This is a genomic window from Actibacterium sp., assembly GCF_055134745.1.
Map to the genome: position 1 here is coordinate 41,750 of NZ_JBSRVX010000010.1, position 17,088 is coordinate 58,837.

At 61.8% G+C, this 17,088-nt stretch carries 15 protein-coding genes and 1 pseudogene; 5 read left to right on the forward strand and 11 right to left on the reverse strand.

What is annotated here, in order from left to right:
- Window positions 1-17 precede the first annotated feature (17 nt).
- From ACTCHC_RS01860 to glpD, 3 genes are all read right to left on the reverse strand, one after another.
- The gene (locus tag ACTCHC_RS01860; RefSeq protein ID WP_463020748.1) at window positions 18-734 is read right to left on the reverse strand and encodes a glycerophosphodiester phosphodiesterase; all 717 of its coding nucleotides are present in this window, start codon (window positions 732-734) and stop codon (window positions 18-20) included.
- 167 nt (window positions 735-901) lie between these two features.
- A complete protein-coding gene (glpK, locus tag ACTCHC_RS01865) occupies window positions 902-2,407 on the reverse strand; it encodes a glycerol kinase GlpK (RefSeq protein ID WP_463020749.1) in 1,506 nt (501 codons plus the stop codon).
- A complete protein-coding gene (gene glpD, locus ACTCHC_RS01870; RefSeq protein WP_463020750.1) occupies window positions 2,404-3,963 on the reverse strand; it encodes a glycerol-3-phosphate dehydrogenase in 1,560 nt (519 codons plus the stop codon). Before glpD ends, glpK begins: the two co-directional genes overlap by 4 nt.
- 139 nt (window positions 3,964-4,102) lie before the next feature.
- On the opposite strand from glpD, the gene ACTCHC_RS01875 reads away from it, so the two are divergent.
- Window positions 4,103-4,909: an HAD-IIB family hydrolase gene (locus tag ACTCHC_RS01875; RefSeq protein WP_463020751.1), complete on the forward strand. Its 807-nt coding sequence runs from the start codon at window positions 4,103-4,105 to the stop codon at window positions 4,907-4,909.
- A 15-nt stretch (window positions 4,910-4,924) separates the two neighbouring features.
- Window positions 4,925-6,145, forward strand: coding sequence for a glycosyltransferase family protein (locus tag ACTCHC_RS01880; protein WP_463020752.1), 1,221 nt, complete (start codon window positions 4,925-4,927; stop codon window positions 6,143-6,145).
- 63 nt (window positions 6,146-6,208) lie between these two features.
- Here ACTCHC_RS01880 and ACTCHC_RS01885 read toward each other — a convergent pair whose 3' ends face one another.
- From ACTCHC_RS01885 to ACTCHC_RS01910, 6 genes and pseudogenes are all read right to left on the reverse strand, one after another.
- Window positions 6,209-6,688, reverse strand: a complete 480-nt coding sequence (locus ACTCHC_RS01885) for a VOC family protein (RefSeq protein WP_463020753.1) — start codon at window positions 6,686-6,688, stop codon at window positions 6,209-6,211.
- A gap of 44 nt (window positions 6,689-6,732) precedes the next feature.
- Window positions 6,733-8,478 (reverse strand): annotated as a pseudogene (locus tag ACTCHC_RS01890) (sugar phosphorylase).
- 112 nt (window positions 8,479-8,590) lie between these two features.
- The gene (locus ACTCHC_RS01895; RefSeq protein ID WP_463020754.1) at window positions 8,591-9,871 is read right to left on the reverse strand and encodes a glycerate kinase type-2 family protein; all 1,281 of its coding nucleotides are present in this window, start codon (window positions 9,869-9,871) and stop codon (window positions 8,591-8,593) included.
- 57 nt (window positions 9,872-9,928) lie between these two features.
- A complete protein-coding gene (locus ACTCHC_RS01900) occupies window positions 9,929-10,714 on the reverse strand; it encodes an iron chelate uptake ABC transporter family permease subunit (RefSeq protein WP_463020810.1) in 786 nt (261 codons plus the stop codon).
- Window positions 10,704-11,441: a metal ABC transporter ATP-binding protein gene (locus ACTCHC_RS01905; RefSeq protein WP_463020755.1), complete on the reverse strand. Its 738-nt coding sequence runs from the start codon at window positions 11,439-11,441 to the stop codon at window positions 10,704-10,706. Before ACTCHC_RS01905 ends, ACTCHC_RS01900 begins: the two co-directional genes overlap by 11 nt.
- The gene (locus ACTCHC_RS01910) at window positions 11,438-11,923 is read right to left on the reverse strand and encodes a Fur family transcriptional regulator (protein WP_463020756.1); all 486 of its coding nucleotides are present in this window, start codon (window positions 11,921-11,923) and stop codon (window positions 11,438-11,440) included. The genes ACTCHC_RS01905 and ACTCHC_RS01910 overlap by 4 nt, the downstream gene beginning before the upstream one ends.
- A 112-nt stretch (window positions 11,924-12,035) precedes the next feature.
- Between ACTCHC_RS01910 and ACTCHC_RS01915 the strand changes: the two genes are divergently transcribed.
- Complete coding sequence (locus tag ACTCHC_RS01915) at window positions 12,036-12,941, forward strand: zinc ABC transporter substrate-binding protein (protein ID WP_463020757.1); 906 nt, start codon at window positions 12,036-12,038, stop codon at window positions 12,939-12,941.
- Here ACTCHC_RS01915 and ACTCHC_RS01920 read toward each other — a convergent pair whose 3' ends face one another.
- Both ACTCHC_RS01920 and uraH read right to left on the reverse strand, forming a co-directional pair.
- Window positions 12,942-14,174: a urate hydroxylase PuuD gene (locus ACTCHC_RS01920; RefSeq protein ID WP_463020758.1), complete on the reverse strand. Its 1,233-nt coding sequence runs from the start codon at window positions 14,172-14,174 to the stop codon at window positions 12,942-12,944.
- A 143-nt stretch (window positions 14,175-14,317) separates the two neighbouring features.
- Window positions 14,318-14,677 carry a hydroxyisourate hydrolase gene (gene uraH / locus ACTCHC_RS01925; RefSeq protein WP_463020811.1) on the reverse strand — a complete coding sequence of 120 codons (360 nt, stop codon included), beginning with the start codon at window positions 14,675-14,677 and terminating at the stop codon, window positions 14,318-14,320.
- Between the two features lie 144 nt (window positions 14,678-14,821).
- Between uraH and puuE the strand changes: the two genes are divergently transcribed.
- Window positions 14,822-16,249 carry an allantoinase PuuE gene (gene puuE / locus ACTCHC_RS01930; RefSeq protein ID WP_463020759.1) on the forward strand — a complete coding sequence of 476 codons (1,428 nt, stop codon included), beginning with the start codon at window positions 14,822-14,824 and terminating at the stop codon, window positions 16,247-16,249.
- A complete protein-coding gene (locus ACTCHC_RS01935) occupies window positions 16,246-17,088 on the forward strand; it encodes a bifunctional allantoicase/(S)-ureidoglycine aminohydrolase (protein ID WP_463020760.1) in 843 nt (280 codons plus the stop codon). The genes puuE and ACTCHC_RS01935 overlap by 4 nt, the downstream gene beginning before the upstream one ends.

The window sequence follows — 17,088 nt, forward strand, 5'->3', positions numbered from 1 at the left end:
GCAAAACTGCCTGTTTTCTAGCAGTTTTCCTGAAGAACCTTGCGCAAATGACAGGCAAGTTGCGGATAGTCGACGTTCAGATAGTCAACGCGCAGCGACAACGCCCACCGCAACACCGCCTCGTCGCGCAGCGGCGTATGCAACATCACCAGCGCCCCATGGGCGCGGACCTGCTCCAGCCGCTCGGTGGTCAGGTCGGCGGCATGGAATTCCACGATCTGCGCGCCACAGGGCCCGTTGATGTCTTGCAGATTGTCAAGTTCGCGCCAGTTGACCACCTGGCGCAGCCATGGCGCGGCCCGGCGCAGCGCCGCGCGCCGGGACGGATCCGGGGCATGGGCAATGCTGCGCTCGGCCACGCCGGCAGCCAGCAGCGCCCCGGCCACTGCATCAGGATCAGCGGCCCTGATCCTGACGTGAAAATCAATCTCGGGGGCCAGCGCATCCAGAAACGCATCCAGCCGCGGCAGGGGCTCGCCCTCGTATTCTGGTGCGAACCAGCGGCCCGCATCCAGCGTATCCAGCACTGCGCTGCCGATCTGGGCAATCTCGCCATGCCCGTCGGTGGTGCGTTCCAGCGTTGCGTCATGCAGCAGATACAGCACCCGGTCGCGCGACTGGCGCAAATCACAGCCCACCATATCGCCGCCCAGCCGTGCGGCCATCCGCCCCGCAGCAATGGTGTTTTCCGGCGCATGCCGGCTGGCACCCCGATGGCACACGATACGTGTCACAGACAGCCTGTTGCCCAATGGTGAAGAAAGGATTGTCACGGCTGACACCCGGTTTCGAAAAACACGGTGGGGTCTGCGCCACAATGGACAGATCACCACCACCCCCGACCCTACAGGCCCGTGTTATGAGATTCTTCGCGATTTCGTAACAACCATAAGACGATTCATCAAAACTCTGGCACCGCAGCGTCAACTGCTGCAATTGTCGCCTGCACTGCCCGTTTCCATCGCAGATAGCGAAGCGCGCGGTTCGCATCGTCGAGTTGCGGCTCGAAACGTAGTGCCACCCCGCGGCTGGCCGCGAAATCGTCCATGCCGGGGCACAGGCCCGCCTGCATCCCCGCCAGCCATGCCGCCCCGATGGCCGTGGTTTCCAGAACCTTTGGCCGGTCGACCGGCGCACCGGTGATATCGGCCAGAAACTGCATGGCCATATCCGAGGCCGCCATGCCGCCATCCACGCGCAGCACCCCGGCCCCGTCGGACCAGTCCGCCTGTATCGCCTCCAGCAGGTCGCGGGTTTGATAGCCCACGCTTTCCAGTGCCGCGCGCGCCAGTTCGGCACGCCCGGCATTGCGCGTCAGGCCGAAAATCGCTCCGCGGCAGTCGGGTTGCCACCAGGGTGCCCCCAGCCCGGTGAAGGCGGGCACAAGGATCACATCCTGTGCCGCATCGGCAGTGGCGGCCAACGCATCCGTCTGCGCCGCATCGTCGATGATCGCCAGCCCGTCGCGCAGCCATTGCACCACCGTTCCCGCATTGAAGATCGATCCCTCCAGCGCATAGCTGACACGCCCGCCCAGTTGATAGGCGATCGTTCCCAGCAACCGGTTCTGCGATGTAACCAGCGTGTCGCCCGTGTTCATCAGCATGAAACACCCGGTACCATAGGTCGATTTGACCATGCCCGGCACAAAACAGCCCTGCCCGATCGCGGCGGCCTGCTGATCCCCGGCAACCCCAAGAATGGGGATCGCAGCACCGAACAGATCGGCCGCAGTGGCACCGAAATCACCGGCGCAATCGCGCACATCGGGCAGCATCGCCATCGGCACGCCGAACAACGCGCACAGATCGGCATCCCAGTCCCCCCGGCGGATATCATATAACAAGGTGCGCGCGGCGTTGGTGGCGTCAGTGGCATGCACGCGCCCGCCCGTCAGATGCCAGATCAGAAAACTGTCGACGGTGCCGAACAACAGATGGCCCGCCCTGGCGCGGCTGCGTGCGCCGTCAACATTATCCAGAATCCAGCCGATCTTGCTGGCCGAAAAATACGGGTCCAGCAGCAGGCCGGTTTTTTCGGTGATTGCTTGCTCTTGCCCCTGCTCATGCAGGGTTTGGCACAGTTGGGCGGTGCGGCGGTCTTGCCAGACAATCGCGTTGTGAATGGGCCGGCCTGTATCACGATCCCAGACAATCGTGGTTTCGCGCTGGTTGGTGATACCTATGGCGGCAATATCAGTCGGCGCGATGCCGGCCTTGGATATGACAGCACGGCAGGTTTCAAGAACACCATGCATGATCTCGACCGGGTCATGCTCGACCCAGCCCGGGGCGGGAAAATGCTGGGTCAGTTCCTGCTGCGCCGTGGCCAATGGCGTCAGTGCGCTATCGAACAGAATGGCGCGCGACGATGTTGTGCCCTGATCAATTGCAAGAATGTGTTTCATCTCTGCTCCTCGATCCAGCTTTGCAGGGCTGCGATCTGTTGCGGCAGCATATGCAGCCCCAGACGGCTGCGCCGCCAGACGATATCTTCGGCAGTTTGCGCAAATTCATGATCCAGAAGCCAGCGCACTTCCCGCTCGGTCAGGGTCGCACCGAAATCATGGCCCAGCACCGCCATGGAGTCGGCCCCGTTCAGCATTTCGGCGGCCTCGGTCCCATAGCTGCGGATCAGGCGGGTGGCCCAGTCAACGCCCACAAACGGATAGGCGCGCAACAGATCGTCCCGCAACACCTGAACGCCGTCCACGGGGAAATCGCCGCCCGGCAAGGGCACGCCGGCCGTCCAGTCGCCCCGCATCGAGGGCAGGAAGGGGGCAAGACGGCCCAGCGCCGCTTGGGCGAGCTTGCGATAGGTGGTGATCTTGCCGCCAAAGACATGCAGCACCGGCGCCCCGGCATCATCCAGCGACAGCACATAATCGCGCGTGGCCGCTGTGGCGGAACCGGCCCCGTCATCATAAAGGGCGCGCACGCCGGAATAGGTCCACACGATATCGTCCCGCGTCACAGGCCGCGCGAAATAGCGGCTGGCAAAGGCGCACAGGTAGTCCTGTTCTTCGGGCGTGCAGGTTGCGCTGGACGGATCGCCGGAATGATCCTGATCGGTAGTGCCGATCAAGGTGAAATCGCCCTCATACGGGATGGCAAAGATGATGCGTCCATCGGGGCCTTGCAGGAAATAGGGCTTGCCATGATCGAACAGCGCCCGCGTCACGATGTGGCTGCCGCGCACAAGGCGCAGCCGGACGCGGCTGTTCTGACCCAGCGCATCATGGATCAGCTGCGCGCCCCAAGGGCCGGCCGCATTGACCAGACTGCGGGCATGAACCACCCGGTCGCCACCATGGCCTGTCATGCGGATGACCCATATCCCGCCTTCGCGCCGTGCAGACACAACGCGGGTGCGTGTCACGATCTGCGCCCCGCGCAACTGCGCATCGCGCGCGTTCAAAACCACCAGGCGGCTGTCCTGCACCCAGACATCGGAATATTCGAACGCCTTGCGATAACGCGCCTGCAAGGGCCTGCCGGCCGGATCGGTCGCAAGATCAAGGCTGCGGGTTGCAGGCAGGATATGCCGCCCGCCCATGCTATCGTATAAAAACAACCCCAGACGGATCATCCAGCCCGGCCGACGCCCGCGCATCCACGGCATCACCCGCGCCAGCAGGCGCGAGGCCGGCGTTTCCGTATCGAACCGCATCTCGGGCGACAGCGGCAGGACAAATCGCATCGGCCAGGCGATATGTGGCATGGCGCGCAGCAATACTTCGCGCTCGTGCAGGGCCTCGCGCACCAGGCGGAACTCGAAATAATCCAGATAGCGCAGCCCGCCATGAAACAGCTTGGTCGAGGCCGAAGATGTGGCACTGGCCAGATCGCCCATTTCGGCCAGCCCGACGCACAGCCCGCGCCCCGCGGCATCGCGCGCGATACCCACCCCATTGATGCCCCCACCGATAATGAAAATGTCGAATATGTCAGGTTCGGCGGTCATGATCGTCCCTTGTGCGGTGATCCTGCACTGCCCGGTTTACCGGCAGCCGCCCGCAGGTGCGAGGTTTTTCCGAAGCGCGCCCAGATGCCCTGCCCAAAGGCTGGTGCATCGCACCCGCATCCATGGCAGGCTGGCATCAATGATAAACATCCAAGATTCGCCGGCATGCGCTGCCCCGGGACTGATCGTTTTTTCCGATCTGGACGGCACATTGCTGGACCATGCCAATTACAGTTGGGCCGCCGCCGAGCCAGCTGTTGCACGGCTTCGAAAAGCCGGAATTCCGCTGGTGCTGGCCAGTTCCAAGACCGCGGCCGAAATCGCGCCGATCCGCGCGCGGCTTGGTTTCGACCATGTGCCCGCGATCGTCGAGAACGGCGCCGGCATCCTGCCGCCCGGCCAGACAGCAGGTGATGACACCGCCGAATATGACCGGCTGCGCGCCGCGCTGGACGCAGTGCCGGCACAATTGCGCCAGGGTTTCCAAGGCTTTGGCGATTGGGATGTGGCAGGAATCGCACGGCATACGGGCCTATCCACAGCAGATGCGGCCCTGGCCGCGCGGCGGCAGTTTTCCGAACCGGGCCTGTGGCACGGAACACAAGATCAAAAACAGGCGTTCGTCGCACAACTGTTGCGGGCGGGCATTAAGGCACGCGACGGCGGGCGGTTCATGACCCTGTCATTCGGGGGCACCAAGGCGGCGAGGATGGATGCGATCATCAGCAAATATGGCACACCATTTTCGGTGGCGCTGGGCGATGCGCCCAACGATGTCGAGATGCTGGAACGCGCCGATCTGGGCATCGTGGTGGCCAACCCGCATCACGCGCCCCTGCCCCGGTTGCGGAATGAAACCGCCGGGCGCATCCGGCGCACGTCAATACCCGGCCCCGCTGGCTGGAATGCGGCGATGCTGCCTATACTGGCCGAACATGGAATTTAAGCAGGAGACACAGATTTGTCTGATTTTCATCAAAACGGGAATGTGGCGACCCTGCATAACCTGCGCACGCAACCCCCCGAGGCACTGTCGCAGGAACTGGTCAATTTCGCCCAAAACCGCAAGATCAGCCTGATCCTGCCATCGCTGTTTTCCGAACTGGAAGGCGATGCCCTGCCCCATATTCTGGACGAACTGGCGCAGGTGAAATTCCTGCATCGCATCGTGATCGGCCTGGACCGCGCCGATGCCGCCCAATACCGCCACGCGCGCGCATTTTTCAGCCGTCTGCCGCAGGATCACGTGGTGATCTGGAACGACAGCCCGCGCATGACGGCAATGCGCGACCGGCTGAGCGGGCTAGGTCTGGAACTGGGCGAACCGGGTAAGGGGCGCAATGTGTGGTTCTGCCTGGGCTATACGCTGGCCTGCAAGGACAGCGCCGTGGTTGCCCTGCATGATTGCGATATCGTGACCTATGACCGGCACATGCTGGCGCGGCTGGTCTATCCGCTGGCCAATCCGAACTTTCCCTATCAATTGGCCAAGGGGTATTATCCCCGCATCGGTCAGGGCAAGCTGAATGGCCGCGTCACCCGCCTGTTGGTCAGCCCGATCCTTATCGCGCTGAAAAAGGTGATCGGGGATCGTGATTATCTCGATTTTCTGCGCGGCTTCCGCTATCCGCTGTCGGGCGAATTCGCCATGCGCGTGGCCCCGCTGCCAGATTTGCGCATCCCCTCCGATTGGGGGCTGGAAATCGGCGTGCTGTCAGAGGCATGGCGCAACCTGGCCCCTGCCTCGGTTTGTCAGGTCGAGATATCAGATGCCTATGACCACAAACATCAGGATGTGTCGGAACAGGATGCCAGCACCGGGTTGTCGCGCATGTCCGTCGATATCTGCAAGGCGATCTTTCGCAAGCTGGCCGCCGACGGCACCGTCTTTTCCGAGGAAATCTTTCGCACGCTGAAAGCCACCTATTACCGGATCGCGCTGGACCTGCTGGACAGCTATCAATCCGACGCCCGGATCAATGGCCTGCATCTGGACCGCCACAAGGAAGAAAAGATGATCGAGCTGTTCGCCCAGAACATCATGACAGCCGGTCAGGTGTTTCTGGACAACCCGTCCGAAAGCCCGTTCATCCCCACCTGGTCCCGCGTCAATGCGGCCGATCCTGCCGTGATGACGGATATGCTGCGCGCCGTTGCGGATGATTACGATGAATTCGGGTGAGGGCGGCTGATATCGCGCTGCCAGCCCAAACCGCCATCATCGGATCAGGATTGGACGGAACAGTTAACCGCGACGGGCCGCCTCGATCGCGGCTACATCGATTTTCTTCATGTCCATCATCGCTGCAAAAGCGCGTTTCGCTTCCTCACCGCCAAGCGCCAATGCCTCGGTCAGCACACGCGGGGTGATCTGCCACGAAACACCCCATTTGTCCTTGCACCAGCCGCAGGCGCTTTCCTGGCCCCCGTTATTGACGATGGCATTCCAGTAACGGTCGGTTTCCTGCTGATCGTCAGTCGCGATCTGAAACGAAAAGGCTTCGGTCTGGCGAAACGCCGGGCCGCCATTCAGACCCAGACAGGGAATGCCAAGAACCGTGAACTGGACGGTCAAAACGCCCCCCGCCTTTCCCGACGGATAGTCGCCCGGCGCATTGTGAACAGCGTCGACAGAACTGTTCGGAAAAGTTTCAGCGTAAAACCGCGCTGCCGCTTCGGCATCCTTTTCATACCAAAGGCAAACGATGTTCTTGGGCGTTGTCATGGCTACTGCTCACTCTCATCTGCGCGGGCTCAGGTCTTTCGTCCCTATCCCCGGTTGCTGATCCAACGGCATTGATAGGGTTGCAGGACAATATCATCGCCAGTGGGCGTGATAGCCTCGCCCGACAAAAGATCTAGCCAGTCCTCACCGCCGGTCAAGTTAATTGACAGCGGCGAAACCGTAACCACCTGCGCGCTGACATTATGCAGGGCAAATATCGACTGATCCCGGTCGAGACTTTGCCGCCAGATGCCAAACAGCCGCGGATCCAGATGCAAGGTAAACTGGGTCGCATTTGGATGAAAGGCCGGCTGCCTGCGCCGGATGGCCAGCCGCTCTTTCAATCCGTTCAGCACCCTCGCATGAACACTGGTCTGATCATCCAGCAGCGCGCGCAACGCAGGATAATCCCAGCGATGACGGTTGATCGCCCGGTTGATGCCGGTTTTTGCGACGCCCTCCAGATCATTGGGCGTGGCCAGCAGCGAATGGATGTAAAGGGCGGGAATACCTTCCAGGGCCATCACGATCGACTGGCTGCACAGGAAGCGGTCGATTTGCCAATCGTCTTGCCCGGCAAATGTGCCCTTCATCGCATCGAAAAAGGTTATGTTCAGCTCATACGGCGCCTCGCCCCCGCCGGGCAATGCGCGCATCGACACCAGCCCACCGAAATCGCGCACCGCACCGATCACCCGGTCGCGCTCCTGTGTCGGCAAGATACCCTCTCCGCCACGCATCCCGATCCCGTCATGACTGGCGGCAAAGTTCAGATAGGCACAACCCAGTTGCGCGGGCGGCATACCGACCTGCCAGCGATGCAAATACTCGGCCTACCCCGACAGCATCGCATGCAGCAACAGCGGCGGCAGTGAGAAATTGTAAACCGCATGGGCCTCGTTCCGGTTGCCGAAATAGGACAGGTTTTCCACATTCGGCACATTGGTTTCGGTCAGCAGGATCAGCGGCTCGACCGCGAAATCGCACAGGACCCGCATCAGTTGCACGATGGCATGGGTTTGCGGCATGTGAATGCAGGATGTGCCAATTTCCTTCCAGATAAAGGCCACCGCATCCAGCCGGATGATCCGTACGCCATGGTCGATATGCAGGCGCATGATGCGGATGAATTCCAGCAGAACCTGCGGATTGCGAAAATCAAGATCGATCTGGTCATGGCTGAAGGTGCACCACACGTGGCGCGGGCCATTGGCCGTTTCGACCTGCCGCAACAGCGGGCTTGTCCGCGGACGCACCACCGCCGACAGATTGTCATCTGGACTGGCCTCGAAAAAGAAGCGGTCATAGGGTTCATGCCCCTGACGATAGGCGTTGAACCACGTGCCCTGACTGGAAACATGGTTCAGCACCAGATCCGACATCAGCTTGAATTCATCCGCGATGCGGGTGATATCCGCCCAATCGCCCAGCGCCCCATTCACGGCGCGGTAATCGGTAACAGCAAACCCGTCATCCGAGGTGAACGGGAAAAACGGCAGGATATGTACCGAATTGACCGCGCCCGCCAGATAGCGTTTCAAGAAATCGTTAAGCAAATCCAATGGCTTGTGAACACCATCCACAAGCGAATTTCCATAAGTGATAACCATCGCGTCATTCGACGACCAAAGCCTGTTGCCCGGCATGCGCGCCCGCTTGCGCCGGTTGGTGCCGTCGGGCCAGAAAGCCGCGATCACCTCATCCGTCAGGGTCGAACTTACCTCTTGGGGGTAAATGCGCGCGATGAGATCAGCCAGCTTGAGGCGCAGCGTGGGTGTGGCGGTGGTCATGTGGCAATGGTCCCGGCTTTATGCCAGACTCTCGAAAAACCGGCATGATGACAAGGGCTTGGCCTGATTTTACGCCTTTGCTGATCAGGCCTGCCCAAATTGCGGGCAGATGTCACTGTGCCGGCCGGATCAGAATGGCGCGAAAATCATTCACATTTGTCAGGGTCGGCCCCGTGACGACCTGATCGCCCAGGGCGGCGAAAAAGCCGTGGCTGTCATTATCGGCCAGCGCATCCTGCGCGCGCACACCAAGGACAGTGGCGCGGGTCAGGGTGGTGGGGGTGGCGATGGCGCCGGCGACCTCGGCCGCGCCGTCGACGCCGTCGGTATCGCAGGCCAGCGCGTAAATGCCAGGCGCACCGTTCAGGGCAATGGCCAGCGCCAGAACATATTCGGCATTCGGCCCCCCCAGCCCGGCGCCCCGGCGGGTGACGGTGCATTCGCCGCCCGATAGCAGAAGAACCGGCGCATCGCCCGCCCCCATCGCCGCTGCGATTTGCAGCGCATGGGCCGCGTGGGTGCGGGCGGTATCGCGGGCCTCGCCCTCGATCGCGTCACCCAGAATGTCGATGCGGCACCCGGCGGCCTGCGCCATTTCTGCGGCGGCGGCCAGCGATTGCGCCGGGGCGGAGATCACCCGGTTTTCCACCGCCGCCAGCCGCGCGGCATCAGGGCGCATCACACCGGCAGGGCCGTTCAACACATCAACCACAGATTGCGGCACCGCGATATCATAGCGCGCCAGAATGGCCGCTGCCTGATCCGGCGTGCTGTCATCGCCCACCGTCGGCCCCGAAGCAATAACAGCCGGATCATCGCCGGGCACATCCGAAATCATCAGCGCTAGCATCTGCGCCGGAAAAGCCGCGGCTGCCAATTGCCCGCCCTTGACGCGGCTCAGGTGTTTTCGAACCGTGTTCATTTCCGATATCCGCGCGCCACTGGCCAAAAGCGCGGCGTTCACTTGCTGTTTTTGCGCCAGGGTCACGTTGCCCGCAGGCTGCACCAACAGGGCCGAACCGCCCCCCGATATCAGCGCCAGAACCGTATCTTCAGGCCCCAAGCCGCGCAAAAGATTCAAAATCCGGGCCGTTGCAGCCTGACCGGCGGCATCGGGCACCGGATGGGCGGCCTGCACGATCTCGATCTGCTGCGTGGGCCGCGCATAGCCATAGCGGGTAATCACCAGCCCCGGCACCGGCCCCCAGACGGTTTCGACAGCCTCGGCCATCCGGGCCGATGCCTTGCCCGCCCCTACCACCAGAACGCGCCCGCCGGGGCGGGGCGGCAGCGCCGCAGGGACGCAAAGCATCGGATCGGCCGCCGCCACGGCCCGCGCGAACAGGGCGTGCAAAAAGGCGGCGGGTTGATCCGGGCCGGGGTTTTGGGGCATGTCGGCTCCTTTTTCTGCGCCGCAGCTTAACGCCCGCGCCCCGCAAACGAAAGACGATCACGCCCGGCGCGGCAAGACCAGCATCGCCGCAAAGATCAGGGCGGCGGTGGCCACGATGCTGGGCCCGGCAGGCGTATCCAGTCGCAACGCGGCCCACAGCCCGCCCAGTATGGCCAGCGCCCCCAGCCCGACCGACAGCGCCGCCATGCCTTCGGGGCTGCATGATGCGCGCCGGGCCGCTGCGGCCGGGATAATCAGCATGGCAACGATCAAAAGCGCCCCGATCACCTTGATCGCCACCGCCACGACCAGCGCCATCGCCAGCGTCAGCACCAGCCGTTCGCGGCCCGGATCAATGCCCGAGGCCTGCGCCAGCTCTTCACTGAGGGTCGCGGTCAACAATGCCGACCACCGCCAGAACAGCAGCGCCAGCACCGCCAGAACCCCGGCCCAGATGAACCCCAGATCAGACCAGCCAACCACCAGGATATCGCCAAAAAGATAGGCTGACAGATCGACCCGCACGCCGTGCAGGAACGACACCCCCACCAGACCAAAGGCCAGCGCGGCATGGGCCAGCACACCCAGCGTGGTATCCATCGCCATACCCCGCCCGGTCAGCGCACTGACAGACAAAGCCATGACAAGCGCAACGGCCAGTGTGCCCGCAAAGATATTGACCGACAGCGCCAGCGCCAGCGCGACGCCCAGAATGGCGGCATGGCTGGTCGCCTCGCCGAAATAGGCCATGCGGCGCCAGACCACGAAACAGCCCAGCGGCCCGGCAGCCAGTGCCACGCCAAGGCCGGCAAGGGCCGCGCGGATCAGAAACTCATCCGGCATGGGGCACCGCGTGGTCATGATCGTGGTCGTGGTCATGCGCGTGCTGATACAGCGCAAAGGCCCCGCCGGTGCCAAGCCCGAACAGTGCCCGATATTCCGGCGCATTAGACACCACCGTCGGTGTGCCTTCGCAACAGACATGGCCATTCAGACAGATCACCCGATCCGAGGCCCGCATCACAACATGCAGATCATGGCTGACCATCAGAATGGCCGCCCCGGTGTCGCGTCGGACATCCTCGATCAGTTGATAAAAGGCCGCCGTTCCGGGCTGGTCCAAGCCTTGGGTCGGCTCATCCATGATCAGAATCTGCGGCTGCATCAGCAAGGCGCGCGCCAACAGCACCCGCTGGAATTGCCCGCCCGACAGCGTCTGCATCTGTTGATCTGCAGTGTCGGGCACCCCGACCCGCGCCAGCATCGCTGCCATATCGTCGCGATGCTGGCGGCGCGGCAGCGATAGGAAGCGCTGCACCGTCATCGGCATGCGCCCGTCGATCGCCAACCGCTGTGGCATGTAACCGATCACCAGCCCCTTTTGCCGGGTGACACTGCCGGAAAAGGGCTGCACGATGCCCAGCAGCGCGCGCAGAAGGGTGGATTTACCTGATCCATTGGGGCCGACCAGGGTCACTATTTCGTCCGGCTCGATGTGAAAATCCACATCATGCAAAACGGCCGCCCCACCATAGCGGATACTGACGGCGCTGGCGGCGATCAGGCTCATGATACGGCCCGGCAAGCAGGGCACAGACCGGCGGCTTCGATACTCAGGCGCTGAATATCGAAGCCGACCGTTTCGGCGGCCTGCCCCATCGCGCGCGCCACATCGGCACCGGGGGCCTCGGCCACATGGTTGCAACCGGTGCAGATGAAGAACGCAGGGTTATGCGGCTGACCGGGGGTCATGCAGGCGGTAAAGGCATTCAGGCGGCGGATGCGATGGGCCAGCCCATGCTCCACAAGGAAATCCAGCGCGCGATAGGCCACAGGTGGCTGTTTGCCGAATCCATCATCCGAAAGCCGCTCAAGCACCTCATAGGCCCCCATCGCCTGATGCGCCTCGAGCAGGATTTCCAGCGTGCGCCGGCGCACCGGCGTCAGCCGCAGACCAGACGCACGCGCCACCCTGTCAGCCTGCGCCAGCACAGAATCTGCGCAAGCCGCATGATCATGCTTCAAGAATGCCTTTTGTGCGCTTGAGACCATGGCGTCCTTCCATCAATCCATGATATATTATAACAATACTCTTTTCCAATGGCAAAGTATGATATAGTATAACGTTAATCATGGCCCGATGATCAAGACAAGGATGAACTGAATGCGACTGTTTCTTGCCCTTTGCCTGACAATCCTTGCGGCCCCTGCACGGGCCGATGCCCCGCGCGTGATTACAGATTTTGCAGTTGTGCAATCCCTTGCGGCGATGGTGATGGGCGATCTCGGCCAGCCTGCCGTTCTGATGGATCAGGGTGCCGATCCGCATCACTTTCAGATGCGCCCATCGCAGGCCGCGGCACTGGAGCAGGCCGATGTGGTGTTCTGGATCGGCCCCCAGATGACACCATGGCTTGACCACGCGCTGGAAGGCGGCAAAGCCAAAAGACAGATCGTGCCACTGCTGCAAGCAGCGGGAACCCTGCCCCTGGAAACGGCCGAAAATAGCGCAGATCATGGCAAGGAGACCGACCATGACCACGAAGGCGGCGACCCCCATGCCTGGCTTGATCCCGCCAGCGCCAGCGCCTGGATCATCGCGATGCAGCAGGCACTTGCGGCCGCAGATCCCGACAATGCCGACACATATACCCGCAACGCGATCGCGGCCCTTAAACACATTGAACAGACCCGCAGCAGAACTGCCGCGATCCTGGCCCCTGTCGGCGATACGCCCATTCTGGTGTTCCATGATGCCTATGGCTATTTTGAACGGGCGTTCGGCCTGAACATCATTGGACATATCAGTGGGGGCGATGCAGCGGCCCCTGGCGCGCAACGTCTGACTGATCTTCGCGCCCAGATGGCCGATCAAGGTGCCGTCTGCGCCTTTCCCGAAGCACAGCACGATCCGGCCTATCTTCGGGTGGTGATCGAAAACACACCGGTTCGGCTTGGACAGCCGCTGGATCCCGAAGGCACCGCCCTGCGGCCCGGCACGGATCTCTACGACGCCCTTCTGACAGGCCTGGCCCGGACCATCGCAGATTGCGTGACGGCGGCCGAATAGTCAGCCCTTTACGCCAGCCAGATACCAGTCAACGATCATCTGTCGCTCTTGCGGTTCCATATAGGATATATTGGCGGGGGGCATGGCATGGGTGATGCCCGCCTGCATGAAAATCTGGCGTGCATGGCGGGCGACATCGGCCTCGGTTTCCAGCCGCACGCCCTTGGGGGCCCAAAGGATACGGCCGTAACCGGGTTGCGATGAATGACACATCGAACAACGACCCAGAACCGTGGAATATACGTCCTCGAACCCTTCGACACTGGCGAATTTCAATGCAGGGCCGGTCAAAGCTGCATCCTCGTCCGGCTCTGGCTCAGCATAAAGTGGCGCCAGAGACAGCCCCATGATCGCCACGAAAAGCGCCAGCGTCGCGGCCCATGTCCAGCGTGGATTGCCCTTGCGCGCATGGATCGTGTTGAAATAATGCCGGATCGTGACACCCATCAGAAAGACAAGGCTGGCGATGATCCAGTTGTATTGCGATGCAAAGGCCAGCGGATAGTGGTTTGACAGCATCAGGAAGACCACAGGCAGCGTCAGATAATTATTATGCGTCGATCTTTGTTTGGCGATCTTGCCGTATTTGGGATCGGGCGTGCGGCCCGCCTTCAGATCGGCCACAACGATTTTCTGGTTGGGAATGATCACCATGAATACATTGGCCGACATGATCGTGGCGGTGAATGCCCCCAGATGCAGCAGCGCCGCGCGCCCGCTGAACACCTGCGTATAGCCCCACGCCATCGCCACCAGCACCACGAAAAGAAATACCATCAGCCGTGTGTTGTCGTCGCCAAACCGGGATTTGCAGATGAAATCATAGGCAAGCCATCCAAAGGCCAATGAGCCCAGCGAGATCAGGATCGCACCCCAGATCGGCAGGTCCAGAACGGCAGGGTCAACCAGATACAGATCCGCGCCCAGATAATAGACCAGCACCAGCATCGCAAAACCCGACAACCAGGTGGCATAGCTTTCCCATTTGAACCAGACCAGATGATCCGGCAGATGCGCGGGCGCGATCAGGTATTTCTGGATGTGATAGAAGCCGCCGCCATGCACCTGCCATTCTTCGCCATCGGCCCCGCTGGCCAGTTGGCGATCGCGGTGCAGGCCCAGATCCAGCGCGATGAAATAGAAGGATGATCCGATCCAGGCGATCGCGGTGATGACATGCAGCCAACGCACCGCGAATTGCGCCCATTCTTCGATCAGCACCAGTTCCAGCATTGGCTTGCCCCTTGTCCGTTATACCAAAGGCTATACCGGGCGGTTTCACCGGGAAAGACATGTCTTTCCGTCAGGTGGGCATGGCACGGCTTTTGCCGCGGAATGAACAATTTGCGGGCGAATTTGACCATGCGGCCAGACGGTCAACTGCCCCGATAGGTGGAATACCCATAGGGCGACAGCAACAAGGGCACATGATAATGCGCATCTGGGTTGCTGACCCCGAACCTGATCGGCACCTGGTCCAGGAACAGCGGATCGGCCCCCGCCTGGCCGCTGGCACGCAGATAATCGCCGGCGGCAAAGATCAATTCATATGTTCCGGCCTCGAACCGCCCGGCGGGCAGGATCGGATCATCGGTGCGCCCATCGGCATTGGTGATACCCTTGGCAAGCTGGCGCAAAGTATCGCCCGACACCCGATACAGGGTAATTTCAACTCCCTGCGCCGGAACCCCACGGGCGGTGTCCAGAACATGGGTGGTCAGAAAGCCATTGCTCATCAATACGATCCCTTTGCGGCTGGCCATCACAAGCTGATCGAAATGACAGCATCTGGCAATCCCGAACCTTGGCCGTGCACGCCATGGCTTGCTTTGGCGCGCCAGTCGGGCCAGATTCGCCCTGCAGGTTCAGGAAAATACTCAATGCCGGAAACACCGCCCAGATATATCCGCGATATGCTTGGCTATGGCGCCACCCCGCCAGATCCGCGCTGGCCGAATGGCGCGAAGATCGCGCTGCAGTTTGTCGTCAACTATGAGGAGGGCGGCGAGAACAACATCCTGCACGGCGATACCGCATCCGAGGCGTTTCTGTCGGAAATCGTCGGGGCCGCCCCATGGCCCGGCCAGCGGCATTGGAACATGGAATCGATTTATGAATACGGCAGCCGCGCCGGGTTCTGGCGGTTGCACCGGCTGCTCACCGAAATGGGGGTGCCGGTCACGGTTTACGGTGTGGCCACCGCACTTGCGCGCTCGCCCGAACAGGTGGCGGCGATGCAGGATGCGAATTGGGAAATCGCCAGCCACGGGCTGAAATGGATCGAATACAAGGATAGCGATCCGCAAGCCGAACGCGCAGACATGCTGGCCGCGATCAAGCTGCATACCGAAGTGACAGGCGAACGCCCGCGCGGCTGGTATACCGGGCGCTGTTCGGTCAATACCGTCGATCTGGCCACCGCCGAGGGCGGGTTCGACTATATCGCCGATATCTATTCCGACGATCTGCCCTATTGGCGCCGACACGCGGGCCGCGACCAGTTGCTGATCCCCTATACGCTGGATGCCAATGACATGCGCTTTGCCACGCCGCAGGGGTTCAACGCGGGCGATCAGTTTTTTACCTATCTCAAAGACAGTTTTGACGCGCTCTATGCCGAAGGTGTGGCTGGGCAGGCCAGGATGCTGTCGGTGGGGCTGCATTGCCGTCTGATCGGGCGGCCAGGCCGGGTGCAGGCGCTGCGCCGGTTCATCGAATATGCCCAAGACCATGCCGATGTCTGGTTTGCCCGGCGCATCGACATCGCGCATCACTGGACGGCACACCACCCTCCCGCAGAATTTGAACGCCCGTCGGAAATGTCGCGCGACGATTTCGTCGCGGCCTTTGGCGGCGTGTTCGAACATTCGCCCTGGGTGGCCGAACGCGCCTATGATCTGGAACTGGGCCCCGCGCATGATACCGCCATCGGGGTGCATTCGGTACTGTGCCGGGCATTTCGCGCGGCAGGGCATGATGCGAAACTGTCGGTCTTGCGTGCCCATCCCGATCTGGCCGGAAAACTGGCCGCTGCCAAACGGCTGACCCCCGACAGCACCGCCGAACAGGCCAGCGCCGGGCTGGACGCACTGCATGATGACGAGCGTGCCGAGTTCCTGCGCCTGAACGCGGCCTATCAGCAAAAATTCGGCTTCCCCTTCATCATCGCGGTGAAAGAGAATACCAAGGCAACGATCATGGCGGCCTTTCAGGACCGGATTGACCGAACCGCCGAGACTGAATTCGACACCGCCTGCACACAGGTCGAACGCATCGCCCTGCACCGCCTGAAAGACAAACTGAAATGAACAGCCCGGACCAACTGCCGCACACCTATTACGCGCCCGCCGGCGGGCTGCCCGATCAGAACCAGCGGGCGCGCGAACGCGCGGTGTTCACCACATCCTATGCCGTGATCCCGCGCGGCGTGATGTCGGATATCGTTACCAGCTTTCTGCCTGGATGGACCGCCAGCCGCGCCTGGATACTGGCGCGCCCGCTCAGCGGTTTTGCCGAGACATTCGCGCAATATATTGTCGAAGTTTCACCCGGCGGGGGCTCTGACCACCCCGAACCCGAAGCGGGGGCCGAGGCTGTGATCTTCGTTCTGGCGGGACAGTTGCGGCTGGTGATTGACGAGGTAACGCATGAAATGGCCCCCGGCGGCTATGCCTTTATCGGGCCTGACAGCGCCTGGACCATCGCCAACACCGCCGACACGCCTGCAACCTTTGTGTGGATCCGCAAGAAATATGAACCCGCCCCGGGGCTGGACGCACCTGCATCTTTTGTCACATCAGATCAGGCGGTGAGGCCGCAAGGCATGCCCGATACCCAAGGATACTGGCTGACCACCCGCTTTGCCGATCCCGCCGATCTGCGCCACGACATGCATGTGAACATCGTTACATTTTTGCCCGGCGGCACGATCCCCTTTGCCGAAACCCATGTGATGGAACATGGGCTGTATGTGCTGCAGGGCCGCGGTGTTTACCTGCTGAACCAGGATTGGGTCGAAGTGGCCGAGGGCGATTTCCTGTGGCTGCGCGCCTTCTGCCCACAGGCCTGTTATGCGGCGGGGCGGCGGCCGTTCCGGTATTTGCTGTATAAGGATGTGAACCGGCATCCGAAATTACAACTGCCGTGA

What these genes read in the sequence shown, in the direction of transcription:
- ACTCHC_RS01885 (WP_463020753.1), bottom strand. Translation starts at nt 6,688, where the DNA reads ATGACAACGCCCAAGAACATCGTTTGCCTTTGGTATGAAAAGGATGCC.
- ACTCHC_RS01875 (WP_463020751.1), top strand. Translation starts at nt 4,103, where the DNA reads ATGATAAACATCCAAGATTCGCCGGCATGCGCTGCCCCGGGACTGATC.
- ACTCHC_RS01910 (WP_463020756.1), bottom strand. Translation starts at nt 11,923, where the DNA reads ATGGTCTCAAGCGCACAAAAGGCATTCTTGAAGCATGATCATGCGGCT.
- glpD (WP_463020750.1), bottom strand. Translation starts at nt 3,963, where the DNA reads ATGACCGCCGAACCTGACATATTCGACATTTTCATTATCGGTGGGGGC.
- ACTCHC_RS01915 (WP_463020757.1), top strand. Translation starts at nt 12,036, where the DNA reads ATGCGACTGTTTCTTGCCCTTTGCCTGACAATCCTTGCGGCCCCTGCA.
- puuE (WP_463020759.1), top strand. Translation starts at nt 14,822, where the DNA reads ATGCCGGAAACACCGCCCAGATATATCCGCGATATGCTTGGCTATGGC.
- ACTCHC_RS01895 (WP_463020754.1), bottom strand. Translation starts at nt 9,871, where the DNA reads ATGCCCCAAAACCCCGGCCCGGATCAACCCGCCGCCTTTTTGCACGCC.
- ACTCHC_RS01935 (WP_463020760.1), top strand. Translation starts at nt 16,246, where the DNA reads ATGAACAGCCCGGACCAACTGCCGCACACCTATTACGCGCCCGCCGGC.
- ACTCHC_RS01900 (WP_463020810.1), bottom strand. Translation starts at nt 10,714, where the DNA reads ATGCCGGATGAGTTTCTGATCCGCGCGGCCCTTGCCGGCCTTGGCGTG.
- ACTCHC_RS01920 (WP_463020758.1), bottom strand. Translation starts at nt 14,174, where the DNA reads ATGCTGGAACTGGTGCTGATCGAAGAATGGGCGCAATTCGCGGTGCGT.
- ACTCHC_RS01905 (WP_463020755.1), bottom strand. Translation starts at nt 11,441, where the DNA reads ATGAGCCTGATCGCCGCCAGCGCCGTCAGTATCCGCTATGGTGGGGCG.
- glpK (WP_463020749.1), bottom strand. Translation starts at nt 2,407, where the DNA reads ATGAAACACATTCTTGCAATTGATCAGGGCACAACATCGTCGCGCGCC.
- uraH (WP_463020811.1), bottom strand. Translation starts at nt 14,677, where the DNA reads ATGAGCAATGGCTTTCTGACCACCCATGTTCTGGACACCGCCCGTGGG.